A 14967-nucleotide genomic window follows, 5' to 3' on the forward strand; every position below is an offset into this window, starting at 1 on the left:
TGGGCGCGGGCGGCGCGGGGGGCGCGGGGGGATGATCCCGTTATGAGTGACCTGCCGTGGACCGGGCGGTTGCGGTTGCGGCGGCTGACCATGGCCGACGTGGACGCGCTTGTCGAGCTGGACAGCGATCCCGAGGTGATGCGGTTCCTGACCGGTGGCGTCGCCACCCCGCGCGCCACGGTCCGGGACGAGCAGTTGCCGAGGCTCCTCGGCCAGTACGAGCGGCATCCCGGGCTGGGCCGCTGGGCGGCGCTCGACCGGGAGACCGGCGACTTCCTGGGTTGGTTCGCGCTCGACCCGTCGGTGGATGGCGCCGAGGCCGAGTTGGGCTACCGGCTGCGCCGCTCGACGTGGGGGCGGGGGCTGGCCACCGAGGGTTCGCGGGCGTTGGTCCGGTACGCCTTCGACACGGTTGGGGTGCGTCGGGTCTGGGCCGAGACGATGGCGGTCAACGAGCGCTCGCGGCGGGTGCTGGCCAAGGCGGGTCTGCGCTGTGTGCGGACCTTCCACCTCCAGTGGGACGACCCGATTCCGGGGACCGAGCAGGGCGAGGTGGAGTACGAGTTGCGGGCCGAGGAGTGGACAGCCGCTGCTCAGGAGCGGCCGGCGGCTCGGCGGGCGCGGTAGGCCGTCACCGCGGCGCGGTTGCCGCAGCCGGCCTCGCAGAACCGCCGCGACCGGTTGCGGGACAGGTCGACGACCACGTTGTCGCAGTCCGGGTACTCGCAGATCCGCAGTCGGCTCAACTCGCCCATCCGGACCAGGTCGGCGGTCGCCATCGCCGCCTCCACCGCCATCCGGGTGGCCAGCGGCGCGTCGCGGGGCACGGCGTGCAGGTGGTACGGCTCGTCGTCGTGCTCGATGAGCTGCGGCAGTGCCCGGTGTTCAAGCAGTAGGCCGTTGACGATGGCGACGACCTCGGGCGGCTCGGCGTACCAGATGCGGCGCAGCGGGGGCCGCAACTGCTGGACGGCGTGTAGCTCCGCGTCGGTGTGCTCATGCCGCCCGCTGTAGGAGTAGCGGACGAAGAACGCGTCCAGCGCGGCAACGTCGGGCAGCAGTTCGCCGTCCCGACCTGCCGTGTTGACAAGTGCGGCGGCAGCGATCAGGGAACACTCGGTGTCATGAGCAAATAGCATCTTGACTCCTGTCATGGCTTCCGCCTAGCGTCATCAGCACAAGGATAGTTTGCTCATGACACGGTGCCGACCCGAGGAGCGCGACATGCACTCACGACCTGCCGCCGGCGTCGCGTTGGCGTTGCTCTCCGCAGTCACCTTCGCCACCTCCGGCACCTTCGCGCGATCACTCATCGAGGCCGGCTGGTCCGCCGAGTCGGCAGTGATCGCCCGGGTCGGCATCGCCGCCCTGGTGCTGGCGATCCCCGCCCTGCTGTCGCTGCGGGGCAAATGGGCCGTGCTGCGGAGCAATGCCACGGCCATCGGGCTGTTCGGGCTCCTCGGGGTGGCGCTGGCCCAGGTCTGCTTCTTCAACGCCGTGCGCTACCTGCCGGTCGGTGTCGCGCTGCTGCTCGAATACCTGGGCATCATCCTCGTCGTGGGGTGGATGTGGCTGCGGCATGGGCAGCGACCCCAGCGGCTCACCGTGGCCGGGTCGGTAGCCGCCCTGGCCGGGCTGGCCTTCGTGCTCGACCTCGCCGGCACCGCCGACTTCCACCCGGTAGGTGTGCTCTGGGGTCTGGGCGCGGCATTCGGCCTGGCCGGGTACTTCGTGCTCGCCGGGCGGGTCGACCCCCGGCTGCCCTCGGTCGCCCTGGCCAGCGGCGGAATGGCCGTCGGTGCCATCGTGCTGCTCCTCATCGGGCTGACCGGTCTGCTGCCGCTGCACGCCACCTTCGGCGAGGTCACCTTCGCCGGGCAGCCCACCAGTTGGCTGCTGCCCATCGCCGGGCTCTCGCTGGTGGCCGCCGTCATCGCCTACCTGGCCGGTATCGCGGGCACCCGGATCCTCGGCCCTCGGCTGTCGTCGTTCGTCGGGCTGACCGAGGTGCTCTTCGCGGTGCTGATCGCCTGGCTGTTCCTGGACGAGTTGCCCACGGGTTGGCAGCTCCTCGGCGGCGCGTTGATCGTCGCCGGGGTCGCGCTGGTCCGACTCGACGAGCTGCGCGGATCGTCGTCGACGGCCACGTCGGTCCCGCCCGAGCCCGTGCTGGCGCTCGACAATCGATGAGACAGTGGGCGTCGTGCTGACCGCTGTGGTGTTCGACGCCGACGAAACGCTGCTGGACCTGCGTCCGGCAGTGACCGGCGGGCTGGTGGCCGTTGTCGACGAGATGCGGCGACGCACTCCGGACGCGGCGGAGGTGACGCTCGCCGAGCTGGAGTCGGACTGGGGCGCGGTCTTCGACGAACTGAGGGCCGCCCCGGTGGTGGAGATCCGGCGCGCCGCGTTGGCCCGGTCGCTGACCCGCGCCGGGCTGGTCGACCACCTGGACGAGATCGCGGCCCTCTTCTTCGCCCGCCGGTTCGCCCTCACCCAACCGTTCCCGGACGCGGCGCCCGCCCTGGACGCGCTGCGCGCCCGGTACACGCTGGGCTTCGCCACCAACGGCAACAGCCGCGCCGAACGGTGCGGGCTCGCCGGCGAGTTCGCCTTCGAGGTGTACGCGCACGAGAACGGCCTGCCCAAGAAACCGGCCCCGGAGTTTTTTGCTGCGGTGGTCGCGGCGGCGGGAGTGCCGGCCGGCGAGATCGTGTACGTCGGTGACTCGTGGGAGCACGACGTGGTGGCACCCCGCCGGGTTGGCCTGCGGTCGGTGTGGTTGAACCGAGCCGGCCTGCCTCGCCCGCTCGGGTTCGTGCCCGATGCCGAGGTGTCCACCTTGTCGGACCTGCCATCGGTGTTGTCGAACCTGCCATCGGTGTCGTCCGGCGTTCCGGCGGTGTCGTCCGAGCGGTGATCGCTGCTCGCCGATGCGCTGGTGGTAGGCGTCGACCTGGGCGGTACGTACGTCGCCGCGCTGGCATGAAGCGGTGGGCTCCGCGCCACATCGGGCGGATGAAGGAGAGATTCACCGCCATAACGGTCGTTCAGCTGGCGTAAACGTGTCGGGTGTTGTGTGATGGCTGCCACGTCCCTCAACGAGAGGATCCGATGTGGTGAGCACGCGCTTCACCGCCGGTGCCGTCGCGACCGCGGCAGTGCTGGCACTTACGGCAGCGGGGCTGGGTGTACCTGCCAGTGCCGCGCCAAGCAACTCCCGCACCTTCACCGTCGTGGCCGAGGACGGCGTCGCCGCCGACACGGCGGTCGCCGCGATCCGGGCAGCCGGCGGCACTGTGGTGTCCCGGTCCGATGAGGTCGGCATGTACCAGGTCACCAGTGACCGGGCCGACTTCGCGGCCAGGGCGACCGCTGCTCCGACTCTGATCGGCGCCGCCGAACAGAAGGCCATCGGCCGCAAGCCGAAACTGGACCGGGTCGAGCAGGAGTACCTGACGGCCGCTGCCGGTCGTGCCGCCGCTGGCGCCGCCGCTCGCAAGGGTGCCAAGCTCGACCCGCTCGACGACAAGCTCTGGGGTCTGGAGATGCTCCGGGCCGACAAGGCTCGCAAGATCGAGCCGGGCGACCGTCGCGTGACCGTCGGCGTGCTCGACACCGGCGTCGACGCCAGCAACCCGGACATCGCGCCGAACTTCAACTGGTCGCTGTCGCGCAACTTCGCGCCGGACCTGACCGACGTGGACGGCCCCTGTGAGGTGCCGAGCTGCCTCGACCCGGTCGGCACCGACGACGGCGGGCACGGAACCCACGTGGCCGGCACCATCGGCGCCGCGGCCAACGGCTTCGGCCTCTCCGGTGTCGCCCCGAACGTCTCGCTTGTCGAACTCAAGGGTGGCCAGGACTCCGGCTACTTCTTCCTCGAGCCGGTGGTCAACGCCCTGGTCCACGCCGGCCGATCCGGGATCGACGTGGTCAACATGTCGTTCTACGTCGACCCGTGGCTCTACAACTGCACCGCCAACCCCGCCGACTCGCCCGAGGACCAGGCCGAGCAGCGCGCCATCATCAAGGCGATGAAGCGGGCGCTGACCTTCGCCCACAACAAGGGCGTCACCCTGGTCGCCGCGCTCGGCAACGAGAACGACGACCTGGGCTCGCCGCGCACTGACGTCACGAGCCCGGACTACGGCGCCGACCCGTACCCGCGGCCGGTCGACAACGAGAGCTGCTGGAACCTGCCCACCGAGGGCCCGAACGTGATCGGTGTGTCGTCGGTCGGCCCGTCCGGCAAGAAGTCGGACTTCTCCAACTACGGCACCGAGCAGATCTCGATCGCCGCACCCGGCGGTTGGTTCCGGGACGGCTTCGGCACCGACACGTTCCGCACCGACGCCAACATGATCCTCTCCTCGTACCCGAAGCACGTGCTCCAAGAGGAGGGCTCGGTGGACGCCGACGGCAACATCGTCGCCGGCTTCGAGGAGTCGGTGTTCAAGCAGTGCAAGGCCAACGGTGAGTGCGGCTACTACACCTACCTCCAGGGCACCTCGATGGCGTCTCCGCACGCCGCCGGCGTCGCCGCGCTGATCGTCAGCCGGTACGGCAAGACGCAGGGTCGGACCGGCTTCGGGATGTCGCCGGACCTGGTCGAGCAGCACCTCTACCGCACGGCAGCCGAGCACGCCTGCCCGGAGCCGCGGTTGCAGCAGTACCGCAACGAGGGCCGGGACGAGACGTACGACGCCTACTGCGCCGGTGGAGTCAACTTCAACGGCTTCTACGGCTACGGGATCGTCGACGCCTACGCGGCGGTGAAGACTCCGCTCAAGCCGGACGCCCGCCCGTAAGGCATTCCGCACTGAGCCGGTCCCGGGGGCCCGGTCGACGATTCCGTCGGCCGGGCCCCGCGGTCGTTCCGGGCACTGCCGCTCGCAACGGCTTCCGGCGGCTTGGGTTGCGGCTTGTTCGACTCGGGCTCCTTGAAGTCGGGGTGTCAGCGAGGCGGGAAGGCGCGGTTTCCAGGAACGCGAGTTGATCCTGATCAAGCGGGCGATCATTTCCGCCATCCGCGGCTGACCAGTGCGTTACGCACCTCGCGGAGCACCGCCGGGAACTCGCCGTGCAGGCGTCGACTCGTCACGTGCAGGACCAGCCAACCCGCTCCGACCAGCAAGTTCCGCCGGTGGCGATCGCGGTGCAGCTGCTCTGCGTCGGAGTGCCACTGCCCGTCGTACTCGACCGCCACCCGAAACTCCGGCCAGGCCAGGTCGGGGTGCAGGACAACGCCGTTGGGTAGGCGTACCGGATATTGAACGGCGGGGCGTGGCAGCCCACCCAGGACCAACCGCACGCGTAGGTGCGACTCCGGCGAAGACTCAGCCCCGGCGTCGGCCAGGTCGAACACCCACTGGGCTCGTCGGCCACCGGGCCGATCGGCATTGCCGGCAGCCATCGCGGCGAGCATGTCGCGATCGGTCAGCCCTTGCCCGAGTAACGAGTCGACGATGGCAACTGCTCGGACCGGGTCGAGCCAGACGGCGGTTTCCCAGGCTGCGCGCCCCGGGTCGGATCGCGGAATCGAACTGCTCCGACCCCGGTTGGGCCTGGGCCCGCTGGCCGTTACTCGCCCGTCGCCCGATCTGGCGGCTGCCATGCCGCCAGCTCTGACAAAATCCGCAGCCGGCCGGGGAGATCGTCGTGTGGGGCGCGGTGACGATCCGACGGCCGGTGGTCGTGCTGCTACGTCACGTGGGCGTCCGGCCGGACGACCTGGTCGGCTTGTGTCTGGTGGACGCCGTAGGGCTGGTGGACGCCGGGCTGGCTCGGGCGTCTCGGCGGTCAGGAGCGGGGTGATGGTGTTGACGTGGACGCGGAGACCGCGTTGGGGGCCGATCCGCAGGGGTCGGGGCACGAGGACGTGGACGTCGTCGGTGAAGCCGGCCGCGTGTTCGACACCGTGCAGGTAGGCGGCCGACGGGCCTCCGACCACCACCTCGGACGGTAGTCGGAGGAGGGCGGCGCGACAGGCGAGGGCGTGGTCCCGATCCAGCCGCGCGTCGGCGTAGATGTCGTGGCGCAGCCGCACCCAGGCGGTGCTGCGCAGTTGATGCACGGTGAGTAGGCCATCCCGGACAGCGTCGGAGCCGCGGAAGACCTGCCATGTCAGGGCATCGGGACGGTACGGACGTGGTGGCATGCCGAGCAGCCTGCCGACCACCCGGTGGCCGCCGAAACCCCTGTGGACAACCCGTCCTGCGCGCGCCGCCATCCCTGTGGACGACCACGAATCCGCCTGCCGATCGTGGTATGGCGCGGCCCGCATTGGTCGGCTCGATCACGCCTGCGAGTTGGTGAAGTCGCTGCCGCTGCCCGCAGGGGTGGGCCGGGGTCAGCTGAGGGCGATGGTGATGGCTGTGGCGGCGGCCCGCACCTGGGGGCCGATCGAGTCGACGTCCAGCGGGGCGAGCGCTACCACGCCGACGCTGGCCTCCAAGCCGGGCACGCCGAGCACTGGCGCGGCCACCCCGTACGCCCCGGCCTGCAACTCCCCGCTGCTGCTCACCGGCGTCGCCTCCCCGGCTCGACCGGCCAGGATGGCCCGGCCCGCCGCCCCCCGGTCCAGTGGGTGCCGTGCCCCGGCCCGGTACGCGACGTGGAACGACGTCCAGCTCGGCTCGACCACGGCCAGGGCCACGCCCTCGCCACCCTCGACGACGGTCAGATGTGCTGTCGCGCCGGCCTGCTCGGCGAGGCGGCGTAGCGCGGGCAGGGCACCCTCGGCGAGCAACGGCTGGGCGCGGCGGGCCAGGTGCAGCAATCCGGCGCCGAGGCGCAGCCGGCCGTCGCCGTCGCGGCGCAGCATGCCGTGCCCGGTCAGTGGACCCACCAGCCGGTAGACGGCGGCCCGGCCGATGCCGAGTCGGTTGGCGGCCTCGGTGACGGTCAGGCCACCCGAGGCATCGGCAACCAGGTGCAGCAGCCGCAGACCCCGATCGAGCGTCTGTGACGTCTCCCCAGCCCGTCCCGCGACGGGATCGGCCTGCCCGGCAACCGCGTCGACCTGCCCGACAACGCCGGCCCGCCCCACAAGCGCGTCGACGGGCACGGCGGCCCCGGCCTGCCCGGCCGCCCCGGCCTGTCCAGGGACAGCGTCGGTGGGGGCGCCGGGGTGGGCTGGAGTCTCACCGGAGCGTGCTGTCGCGTCCACGCCTGGCAGCGTACGACCCGGCACCGGCAGATCCAGACAGGCACGGACAGCTACCCTTGTACGGTGACGCTACGCCTGTATGACACTGCCACCCGATCGGTGCGGGACTTCGTCCCGCGGGAAGCCGGCAAGGTGGGGGTCTACCTGTGTGGTCTCACTCTCCAGGCCCCGCCGCACATCGGTCACCTTCGCTCCGGCGTCAACTATGACGTGCTGCGCCGTTGGCTGCTGGCGGCCGGCTACGAAGTCACCTTCATCCGCAACCTGACCGACATCGACGACAAGCTCCTGGTCAAGGCGGGCGAGCAGGGCCGGCCGTTCTGGTCGATCGCGTACGCGAACGAGTTGCTCCTCGCCGAGTCGTACCGGGCGTTGAACGTGCTGCCGCCCACCTACGAGCCCCGCGCCACCGGGCACATCCCGGAGATGCACGAGCTGATCACGAAGTTGATCGCCGACGGGCACGCCTACCCGGCGACTGACGGCTCCGGCGACGTCTACTTCGATGTGGCGTCGTGGCCGGCGTACGGGTCGCTGTCGGGTCAGTCTCCGGACGCGATGCAGTCCGCCGGAGACGCCCCGGACCGGGGCAAGCGGGACCCGCGCGACTTCGCGCTCTGGAAGGGTGCCAAACCGGACGAGCCGGCGGACGCCTACTGGCCGTCGCCGTGGGGGCTGGGCCGCCCGGGTTGGCACATCGAGTGCTCGGCGATGTGCTGGCGGTATCTCGGCCCGGAGTTCGACATCCACGGCGGCGGGCTGGACCTGACGTTCCCGCACCACGAGAACGAGATCGCCCAGTCCAAGGCCGCCGGTCTGCCGTTCGCCCGCTACTGGGTGCACCACGGGCTGCTCAGCATCGGCGGGGCCAAGATGGGCAAGTCCGCCGGCAACGCGCTCAACCTGGCGTACGTGGACTCGCTCGGGGTCCGGCCGGTCGAGCTGCGCTACTACTACGCCGCCGCGCACTACCGCTCGGTGATCGACTACTCGGAGGACTCGCTCCGCGACGCGGCGACCACGTACCGTCGGATCGAGGGTTTCGTGCAGCGGGCGGCCGAGCGGGTCGGCGCCGAGCAGCCCGGTGAGCTGCCCAGCGGCTTCGTCGCGGCGATGGACGACGATCTCAACACGTCCGCCGCGCTGGCCGTGTTACAACAGCACATTCGGGACGGCAACACCGCGCTGAGCGTCGGCGACGATGTGACCGTCCGCACCACCCTGGCCGCGGTACGGGCGATGCTGGATATCCTCGGGATCGACCCCCTCAACCCGGCCTGGACCGGCGGTGGCCGCACGGATGATCTACGTGCCGTGGTGGACTCCCTGATCGCGTTGGCCCTGGAGCAGCGCGCGCAGGCCCGGGGCCGCAAGGACTGGGCTGCCGCCGACGCGGTACGTGACCAGCTCAAGCTGGCCGGTGTGGTGGTCGAGGACACCCCCCAGGGCCCCCGTTGGACTATTGGAGAGCAGGACTGATGGCCGGCAACTCGCAGCGCCGTGGCCGGCGACTGACGTCGAAGGCAGGCGCCCCCAAGGGCACCGGCGGCAAGAACAAGGACTCGCTGACCGGGCGGGGGCGCACCCTGCCCGCCGACGAGCGGCCGTGGCACAAGGGCTACTCGGGCACCGAGAAGCTGCCCCAGCGCACCGCCTGGAAGCAGGACAAGGAGCGCCGCGCGGCATCCGAGGAGGGGCGCGCCCCGAAGATCGGTCAGCCGGGCAGCAAGGACACGACCTGGGGCAGGGGCGGCGGTCGGGGCGTACCGGTGGGTCGGGGTGCTTCCGGCGGCGGCGGCCGGGGCGGCAAGCCCACCGGGCGGTCCGGTCCTCGGGTCGCGCCGGGGCGCAAGTCCAACCCGAGCAAGGACACGCCGGAGCTGCTGGTCGGGCGCAACCCGGTGCTGGAGGCGCTGCGCGCCAACGTGCCGGCGACGGCGCTCTACGTCGCCCAGGGCATCGACATGGACGACCGGATCAACGAGATCATCCGGACCGCCGCCGACCGGGGCATCGCCAACCTGGAGATCAGCCGGGCCGAACTGGACCGGATGACCGGCGGGGTGCTGCACCAGGGCGTCGGGTTGCAGGTGCCGCCCTTCGCGTACCAGCCGTTCGAGGACCTGGTCGCCGCCGCCCTGGAGCAGCAGGCTCCGCTCCTGGTCGCGCTGGACGGTGTCACCGACCCGCGCAACCTGGGTGCCGTGATCCGGTCGGCTGCCGCGTTCGGCGCGCAGGGTGTCTTCGTACCCGAGCGGCGGGCTGCCGGGATCACCGCGACCGCCTGGCGGACCAGCGCCGGCGCGGCCGCGCGGGTGCCCGTGGCGCAGGTTACCAACCTGACCCGGTCGCTGAAGGCGTGCCGGGACGCCGGCTTCATGGTGGTCGGCCTGGACGCCGACGGCGACACCGACCTGTACGACCTGGAGGCCGCTGTCGGCCCGCTGGTGGTCGTTGTCGGTTCCGAGGGGCGTGGGCTGTCCCGGCTGGTCGGGGAGACCTGCGACCTGACCGTCAGCATCCCGATGATCTCCGAGGTGGAGTCGCTCAACGCCAGTGTGGCCGCCGCGGTCACCCTGGCCGAGGTCGCCCGCCGCCGCTCGGTCGAGCTGTAACGACGTGAGACGAGGCCCCCTCCCGCCCGCTGCGGGAGGGGGCCTCGTCGTCAGATCTGGTGGGTCCAGGCGACGAAGAACAGCGCACCGGCCAGCGCCATCAGCACTGTGGTCGGGATCAACCAGAGGGGGCTCCGCTCCCCGTCGAGACGTCGGGTCAGCCGCTGGTGCACGGCGGCGATACCGATCAGCGCGGCCAGCCCGGCGGCGGCCATCGGTAGGCCGACGAGGAAGTGCGCCAGCCACGCGCCGGCCCGGCTCGGACCGCCCCAGGAGTTGTCGTACGGGCCAGGGTCGACGATGCCGTACAGCACGCCGCGCAGCACCATCAGCAGTTCGACGCCGAGCGGCAGCAGGGCCACCACGCCGAGGAGCAGACTGAACAGCGCGTGGCCGAGCACCGCGACCGGGCCGGGTCGCCGGCCGGGCGCGGGCGTCGGGGGCGCTCCGAGCAGTCCGGTACGCAGCGTCCGCCACCGCGCCACGGCGGCGTCGGCCCCACCCCACGGGGTGGTCACCAGTGTGAGCAGGGCGACCGGCACCAGCGTCGCGCAGTAGGCGAGGCTGCGGCCGGCCAGGCGGACCAGCCAGTACGGCCGGGAACGGTTGATCGGGTGAGCGGTGGCGGACACGGCGTCTCCTCGGGTTGGGCGTGCCGCGACGCTATGGGCGCGGCCCGCCCTGCCGAGTCACCCCAGAGAGCCACATCCGCGCTGGCTCCGCAGGGTGAAAAGCCGCCACCGGTACGACGACAGGGGCGGCCCGCCGAAGCGGACCGCCCCTGCCGGGTGGGCGTTACGTCAGATCCGGCTGCCGGTGGCGGCGTGGAAGACGTGGTTGCGACCGGTACGCGGCTTGACGAACACGGTGTCACCCATGTTCGGCATGGTGCGCCGGTCGGTGCGGACGACGAAGCGCTCCGAGCTGCCACCCAGGGCGGCGTGGCCGTAGACGTTGGCGTCCGAGCCGAGGTCCTCGACGAGCTCGACGACGACCGGCATGCCGCCCTCGGTCGGGCTGACCAGGTCGCAGTCCTCCGGACGGAAGCCCACTGTCACCTTGCCGTTGCCACCCTCGGCGCGGGCCGCCGCGACCTGCTCCCGGGTCAGCGGGATGTGCAGCTCGGCGAACTCGGCGCCCTGCTCGTTCAGCGGAACGGTCTTGATGTTCATGGCCGGGGAGCCCATGAAACCGGCGACGAACACGTTCGACGGGGTGTCGTAGAGCGCGCGGGGGGTGTCCACCTGCTGGAGGACACCGTCGAGCAGCACCGCGACCCGGTGACCCATGGTCATGGCCTCGACCTGGTCGTGCGTGACGTAGACCGTGGTGACGCCCAGCTTGGCCTGCAGGGACGCGATCTGGGTACGGGTCTGCACCCGCAGCTTGGCGTCGAGGTTCGACAGCGGCTCGTCCATGAGGAAGACCTGCGGCTCGCGGACGATCGCCCGGCCCATCGCGACACGCTGACGCTGACCACCGGAGAGCGCCTTCGGCTTGCGGCTGAGGTATTCCTCCAGCTGGAGCAGCGCGGCTGCCTCCTTGACCCGCCGGTCGATCTCCGACTTGGAGGTCTTACGCAGCTTGAGGGCGAACGCCATGTTCTCGTACACCGTCATGTGCGGGTAGAGGGCGTAGTTCTGGAAGACCATCGCGATGTCGCGGGCCTTCGGGGGAAGGTGGGTGACGTCACGCTGGTCGATGTAGATCGAGCCGGCGTCCACGTCCTCCAGGCCGGCGAGCATCCGCAGGCTGGTGGACTTGCCGCAACCGGAGGGACCGACCAGGACGAGGAACTCGCCGTCGCCGATCTCGAGGTTCAACTCGTTGACGGCGGGACGCTCTTGGCCCGGGTAGACCCGGGAAGCCTTGGAATAGGTGACCGTAGCCATGGTGAAGCGCTTCCTTTCACCGGCAGGAACGTGCCGGACGATCCGAGTGAAGGAGCGACCGGCACGTATCCGTGCCGGTCAGCGGACGGCGGCTCGGGCGCGGGGGCACCGGGCTGTCGTCCGTGTCAGTGAACCGTAAACGGGTTTCCCCTTGCTGCCAAGGCGGGACTGCGCCCAACCCGGCCCACGGCCTACGCATTCCGGGCACTCGGGCACGCTCAGACATCAATCGACGCCGCAGCAAACCCGCACGCGTCGGGTTGTTGACGTTTCCAATGCTCGGGAGGCCTCGCGAGCGGGATATCCGGACGTCACTCGCTATGCTGACCTCGACGCACGCGCCCCTGTAGCTCAGCTGGCCAGAGCACTCGCCTTGTAAGCGAGATGTCGCCGGTTCGATCCCGGCCGGGGGCTCCAATTCCACAAGGCTTTTCCCGACGGGCACCGCCGTGAGTTGACCGGTTGACAGCAACGGGACTCGCGAGAGCTTGCCGAGCGCCTGACGCATGGCGTCGAGGTTGGCGTGAGCGTAGACCTGAGCGTGATCTTGACGTCGGCGTGCCGCCGCCGGGACCGCCAGCGTCCGTCCGTACGTCAAGGCCGTCTTGACGTGGCAGCCCCGACGGCGGCCCGCTCCCACAAGGGCGGGTCGACGGCGACGGGATGGCGAGGTTCCGCGGGCTGGGTCAATGCCTCGCCAACACGCATGCGAAACGAGGCGAGCGGGCTGGACGAGGTGCCCGTCGGGCTGAGCCCAGCACCGCTCGCCGGCCCGAGGTGAGGACCGGCGGGGCTGACTGTCGTCAGTCAGCTGTGTCCGGCGACGAGGCGACGGTGGCTGTTGACAGCAACGGCGACAGCAACCGCGCCCGACGAGAGGGTCCGCCGGCAGCCGAGGACAAACCGTCCGAGGTTGCGAACGTGGCCGGGGGCTCCATTTTCACCCCTCGACTTCGCATTGGGCATCGTGGTCGCGCGGGCCGCCCGGACGGCGGATCGCCTGGCGGTAGCCTGGGGCCTGGCAGCGAGCGGAGCGGGACGGTGGCCGATGAGTCGCGCGGTGGAGGAGTCGAACCGGGCGATGCTGCGTGCTCGGGACGCGATGGACCGGGCGTACGCCGAGCCGTTGGACATCCCCGCACTGGCCCGGATCGCGTACGTCTCCGAGGCGCACTTCATCCGTACCTTCCGGGCCACGTTCGGTGAGACCCCGCACCGTTACCTGCAACGCCGCCGGGTGGAGCGGGCGATGACGTTGCTCGTGGAAACCGGCCGGGACGTCACCGACATCTGCTACGCCGTCGGCTTCAGCAGCCTCGGCACGTTCAGCCGGACGTTCCGCCAGATCGTCGGCGAGTCGCCATCGGATTTCCGGCGTCACCGCGTCGCGCCGGTCAACGTGCCGTCGTGTTTCACCAAAGCCTGGACCCGACCCAGCAGTTTTGGATAAGCAGCAGGTCACGGCCGACCTCTACCGTTGTCGGCATGACGATGAACGCGATCAGCCGCTCCCAGATCTACGTCCTCGACCAGGACGAGGCGCTCGATTTCTACGTGAACAAGCTCGGCATGGAGGTCAACACCGACCAGGATCTCGGTTTCATGCGGTGGCTGACGGTCAACCTGCCCGGCGACCCGGAGCGGGAGATCCTGCTGGAGAAGCCGGGCGCGCCGGCGCTGGACCCGGCCACCGCTGAGCAGGTCCGCGAGTTGCTCACCAAGGGCGCCCTGGGTGGGTACCTCTTCATGACCACCGACGACGCCCACAAGACGCACGAGGAACTCGTGGCGAAGGGCGTCGAGATCACCGACGAGCCGACCGAGCGTCCGTACGGGATCGACTTCGGCATCCGGGACCCGTTCGGCAACCGGATCCGCATCGGCCAGATGTTCCCGCGAAGCTAGGGACGGGACGCGGGGTCGTACCGCCGGTTCCGGTGTGGTGTGGTGGGCGGCATGGTGACCCGGCTGCTGTACCTGACCCGACACGCCGAGCAGGACCTGACCGAGCTGCGGGAGTCGGATGCCGGGGAACCGGACACCGGCCTGTCGGAGCGTGGCCGACGACAGGCCACGCTGCTCGGCGAACGCCTGCGCGGCCGGCGGTTTGCCGCCGTCCAGCACGGGCCGCTGCGCCGGGCCGCGCAGACCGCCGAGCTGGTCGCCGCGTCGCTGCCCGAGGTGCCGGTGTACGCGACGGAGTTGGCCGGTGACCACCTTCCACACGACACGGATCCGGCTGGGCTGCCCCCGGCGTACGCGAAATTCCTGGAGCAGTTCTCGGCGGCCGAACGGGTCGATGGGCCACTGGTGACGGCGGCGGCGGTACGGCGGTTCACCGGCCCGGTCAGCGACGGGCCGACCGGTGACGAGCCGGTTCGCGAGTTGGTCGTGACGCACAGCTTCCTGATCGCCTGGCTGGTGCGGCATGCCCTCGACGCGCCGGAGCGGCGTTGGCTGGGCTTGAACCTGCACAACGCGGGCCTGACCGTGATCCGGTACGGCCCGGCCGGTCCGCCGAATCTGATCGCCGTCAACGACGTGGCCCACCTGCCGCCGGAGTTGCGGGGCACTGGCCTGCCCCCGGACTACCTGGTCTGAGTGCCGGTGGCCCGCAGCAGCAGCTTGACCAGGGCCTGGGTGGCCGGCGGCGGGGCCTCGTCGGCCGAGCAGGCGACGTAGCCGGTCGAGATGGTGCCCACTGTGAGCTGGTAGCTGAACGCGTCCGAGCAGAGGGTCGAGATGGTCGGTCGCCCCGCCTCGGCGGCCAGCCGGGGGTCGGCGGCCAGTCCCGTCAGGCGGCCGAGGTCGGCGGGGTTGAGCTGGCCGCTACGCGGGCTGCCGGCCCGGTCCACAGCGGTCCACTGACCGTCCGGCTCGACGGTCACGGCGTCACCACGGCCGGCGAAGCCGCCGGAGGTGCGGAGCACCACCCGGGGCGCCGCTCCGGCGGCTCCGGGGCTGGTGGTGGTCGGCAGCGGGGTGCCGGTGGCCGGGTCGGCGGGACGGGGAGCGGTGGTGACCGGGGACCCGGTCGGGGCGACGGCTCGGTCGACACTGGTGCAGGCGCTCAGGAGGGCGGCCAGGAGCACGACAGTGACGGCCGTCGTCGGGGCGGGTCTCATGTCCGTCGGACGCAGAGCCCCAACCGCGGGTTCCCTGGCGCGGCACAACAACCAACGAACCGGAGACACGTCTGGCAATCTTGGACACTTTCCGTTACGCGCTAACGGAAAGTGTCCAAGATTGCCCCAGCACTTCGCGTGCGGCGGGCCTGGCCGCTCGGTCT

General features: G+C 70.9%; 16 protein-coding genes and 1 tRNA gene. 11 read left to right on the forward strand and 6 right to left on the reverse strand.

Annotated features, from left to right (window positions below; translation table 11 throughout):
• Nucleotides 1–42: 42 nt before the first annotated feature.
• On the forward strand, nt 43–627 hold the full coding sequence (locus ABZU25_RS02260; RefSeq protein WP_355027498.1) for a GNAT family N-acetyltransferase: 585 nt from the start codon (nt 43–45) through the stop codon (nt 625–627).
• On the opposite strand, the gene ABZU25_RS02265 is transcribed toward ABZU25_RS02260, so the two are convergent.
• Entirely contained in the window at nt 594–1139 is a 546-nt protein-coding gene (locus ABZU25_RS02265) for a CGNR zinc finger domain-containing protein (protein ID WP_355027499.1), read from the reverse strand. The genes ABZU25_RS02260 and ABZU25_RS02265 overlap by 34 nt on opposite strands.
• An 85-nt stretch (nt 1140–1224) precedes the next feature.
• Between ABZU25_RS02265 and ABZU25_RS02270 the strand changes: the two genes are divergently transcribed.
• The 3 genes from ABZU25_RS02270 to ABZU25_RS02280 all read left to right on the forward strand — a co-directional run bounded on the left by ABZU25_RS02270 (nt 1225) and on the right by ABZU25_RS02280 (nt 4811).
• A complete protein-coding gene (locus tag ABZU25_RS02270) occupies nt 1225–2190 on the forward strand; it encodes a DMT family transporter (protein WP_355027500.1) in 966 nt (321 codons plus the stop codon).
• 13 nt (nt 2191–2203) lie between these two features.
• Nucleotides 2204–2920, forward strand: a complete 717-nt coding sequence (locus ABZU25_RS02275) for an HAD family hydrolase (RefSeq protein WP_355027501.1) — start codon at nt 2204–2206, stop codon at nt 2918–2920.
• Nucleotides 2921–3119: 199 nt separating this feature from the next.
• A complete protein-coding gene (locus ABZU25_RS02280; RefSeq protein ID WP_355027502.1) occupies nt 3120–4811 on the forward strand; it encodes a S8 family serine peptidase in 1692 nt (563 codons plus the stop codon).
• A 206-nt stretch (nt 4812–5017) separates the two neighbouring features.
• Here ABZU25_RS02280 and ABZU25_RS02285 read toward each other — a convergent pair whose 3' ends face one another.
• Nucleotides 5018–5416 carry a DUF559 domain-containing protein gene (locus ABZU25_RS02285; protein WP_355027503.1) on the reverse strand — a complete coding sequence of 133 codons (399 nt, stop codon included), beginning with the start codon at nt 5414–5416 and terminating at the stop codon, nt 5018–5020.
• A gap of 411 nt (nt 5417–5827) precedes the next feature.
• Between ABZU25_RS02285 and ABZU25_RS02290 the strand changes: the two genes are divergently transcribed.
• The gene (locus ABZU25_RS02290) at nt 5828–5968 is read left to right on the forward strand and encodes a hypothetical protein (protein ID WP_355027504.1); all 141 of its coding nucleotides are present in this window, start codon (nt 5828–5830) and stop codon (nt 5966–5968) included.
• A 384-nt stretch (nt 5969–6352) separates the two neighbouring features.
• Here the strand turns inward: ABZU25_RS02290 and ABZU25_RS02295 are convergent, their stop codons facing one another.
• Complete coding sequence (locus ABZU25_RS02295; RefSeq protein WP_355027740.1) at nt 6353–7051, reverse strand: helix-turn-helix domain-containing protein; 699 nt, start codon at nt 7049–7051, stop codon at nt 6353–6355.
• A 183-nt stretch (nt 7052–7234) separates the two neighbouring features.
• Between ABZU25_RS02295 and cysS the strand changes: the two genes are divergently transcribed.
• Nucleotides 7235–8650, forward strand: a complete 1416-nt coding sequence (gene cysS / locus ABZU25_RS02300; protein ID WP_355027505.1) for a cysteine--tRNA ligase — start codon at nt 7235–7237, stop codon at nt 8648–8650.
• Complete coding sequence (gene rlmB / locus ABZU25_RS02305) at nt 8650–9786, forward strand: 23S rRNA (guanosine(2251)-2'-O)-methyltransferase RlmB (protein ID WP_355027506.1); 1137 nt, start codon at nt 8650–8652, stop codon at nt 9784–9786. Before cysS ends, rlmB begins: the two co-directional genes overlap by 1 nt.
• A gap of 50 nt (nt 9787–9836) precedes the next feature.
• Here rlmB and ABZU25_RS02310 read toward each other — a convergent pair whose 3' ends face one another.
• Together ABZU25_RS02310 and ugpC are read right to left on the reverse strand one after the other, a co-directional pair.
• On the reverse strand, nt 9837–10418 hold the full coding sequence (locus ABZU25_RS02310) for a hypothetical protein (protein ID WP_355027507.1): 582 nt from the start codon (nt 10416–10418) through the stop codon (nt 9837–9839).
• 168 nt (nt 10419–10586) lie between these two features.
• Nucleotides 10587–11678, reverse strand: a complete 1092-nt coding sequence (ugpC, locus tag ABZU25_RS02315; protein ID WP_355027508.1) for a sn-glycerol-3-phosphate ABC transporter ATP-binding protein UgpC — start codon at nt 11676–11678, stop codon at nt 10587–10589.
• 340 nt (nt 11679–12018) lie between these two features.
• On the opposite strand from ugpC, the gene ABZU25_RS02320 reads away from it, so the two are divergent.
• The 4 genes from ABZU25_RS02320 to ABZU25_RS02335 all read left to right on the forward strand — a co-directional run bounded on the left by ABZU25_RS02320 (nt 12019) and on the right by ABZU25_RS02335 (nt 14279).
• A tRNA-Thr gene (locus ABZU25_RS02320) sits at nt 12019–12095 on the forward strand.
• Nucleotides 12096–12726: 631 nt separating this feature from the next.
• Complete coding sequence (locus ABZU25_RS02325) at nt 12727–13128, forward strand: AraC family transcriptional regulator (RefSeq protein ID WP_355027509.1); 402 nt, start codon at nt 12727–12729, stop codon at nt 13126–13128.
• A gap of 35 nt (nt 13129–13163) precedes the next feature.
• Complete coding sequence (locus tag ABZU25_RS02330) at nt 13164–13583, forward strand: VOC family protein (protein WP_355027510.1); 420 nt, start codon at nt 13164–13166, stop codon at nt 13581–13583.
• Between the two features lie 51 nt (nt 13584–13634).
• A complete protein-coding gene (locus tag ABZU25_RS02335) occupies nt 13635–14279 on the forward strand; it encodes a histidine phosphatase family protein (RefSeq protein WP_355027511.1) in 645 nt (214 codons plus the stop codon).
• Here the strand turns inward: ABZU25_RS02335 and ABZU25_RS02340 are convergent.
• Nucleotides 14267–14803 carry a hypothetical protein gene (locus ABZU25_RS02340; protein ID WP_355027512.1) on the reverse strand — a complete coding sequence of 179 codons (537 nt, stop codon included), beginning with the start codon at nt 14801–14803 and terminating at the stop codon, nt 14267–14269. The genes ABZU25_RS02335 and ABZU25_RS02340 overlap by 13 nt on opposite strands.
• Between the last annotated feature and the right edge of the window lie 164 nt (nt 14804–14967).

Origin of the sequence: Micromonospora sp. NPDC005215 (assembly GCF_040607915.1) — a bacterium.
In the GTDB taxonomy this organism is placed as follows: Bacteria; Actinomycetota; Actinomycetes; order Mycobacteriales; family Micromonosporaceae; genus Micromonospora.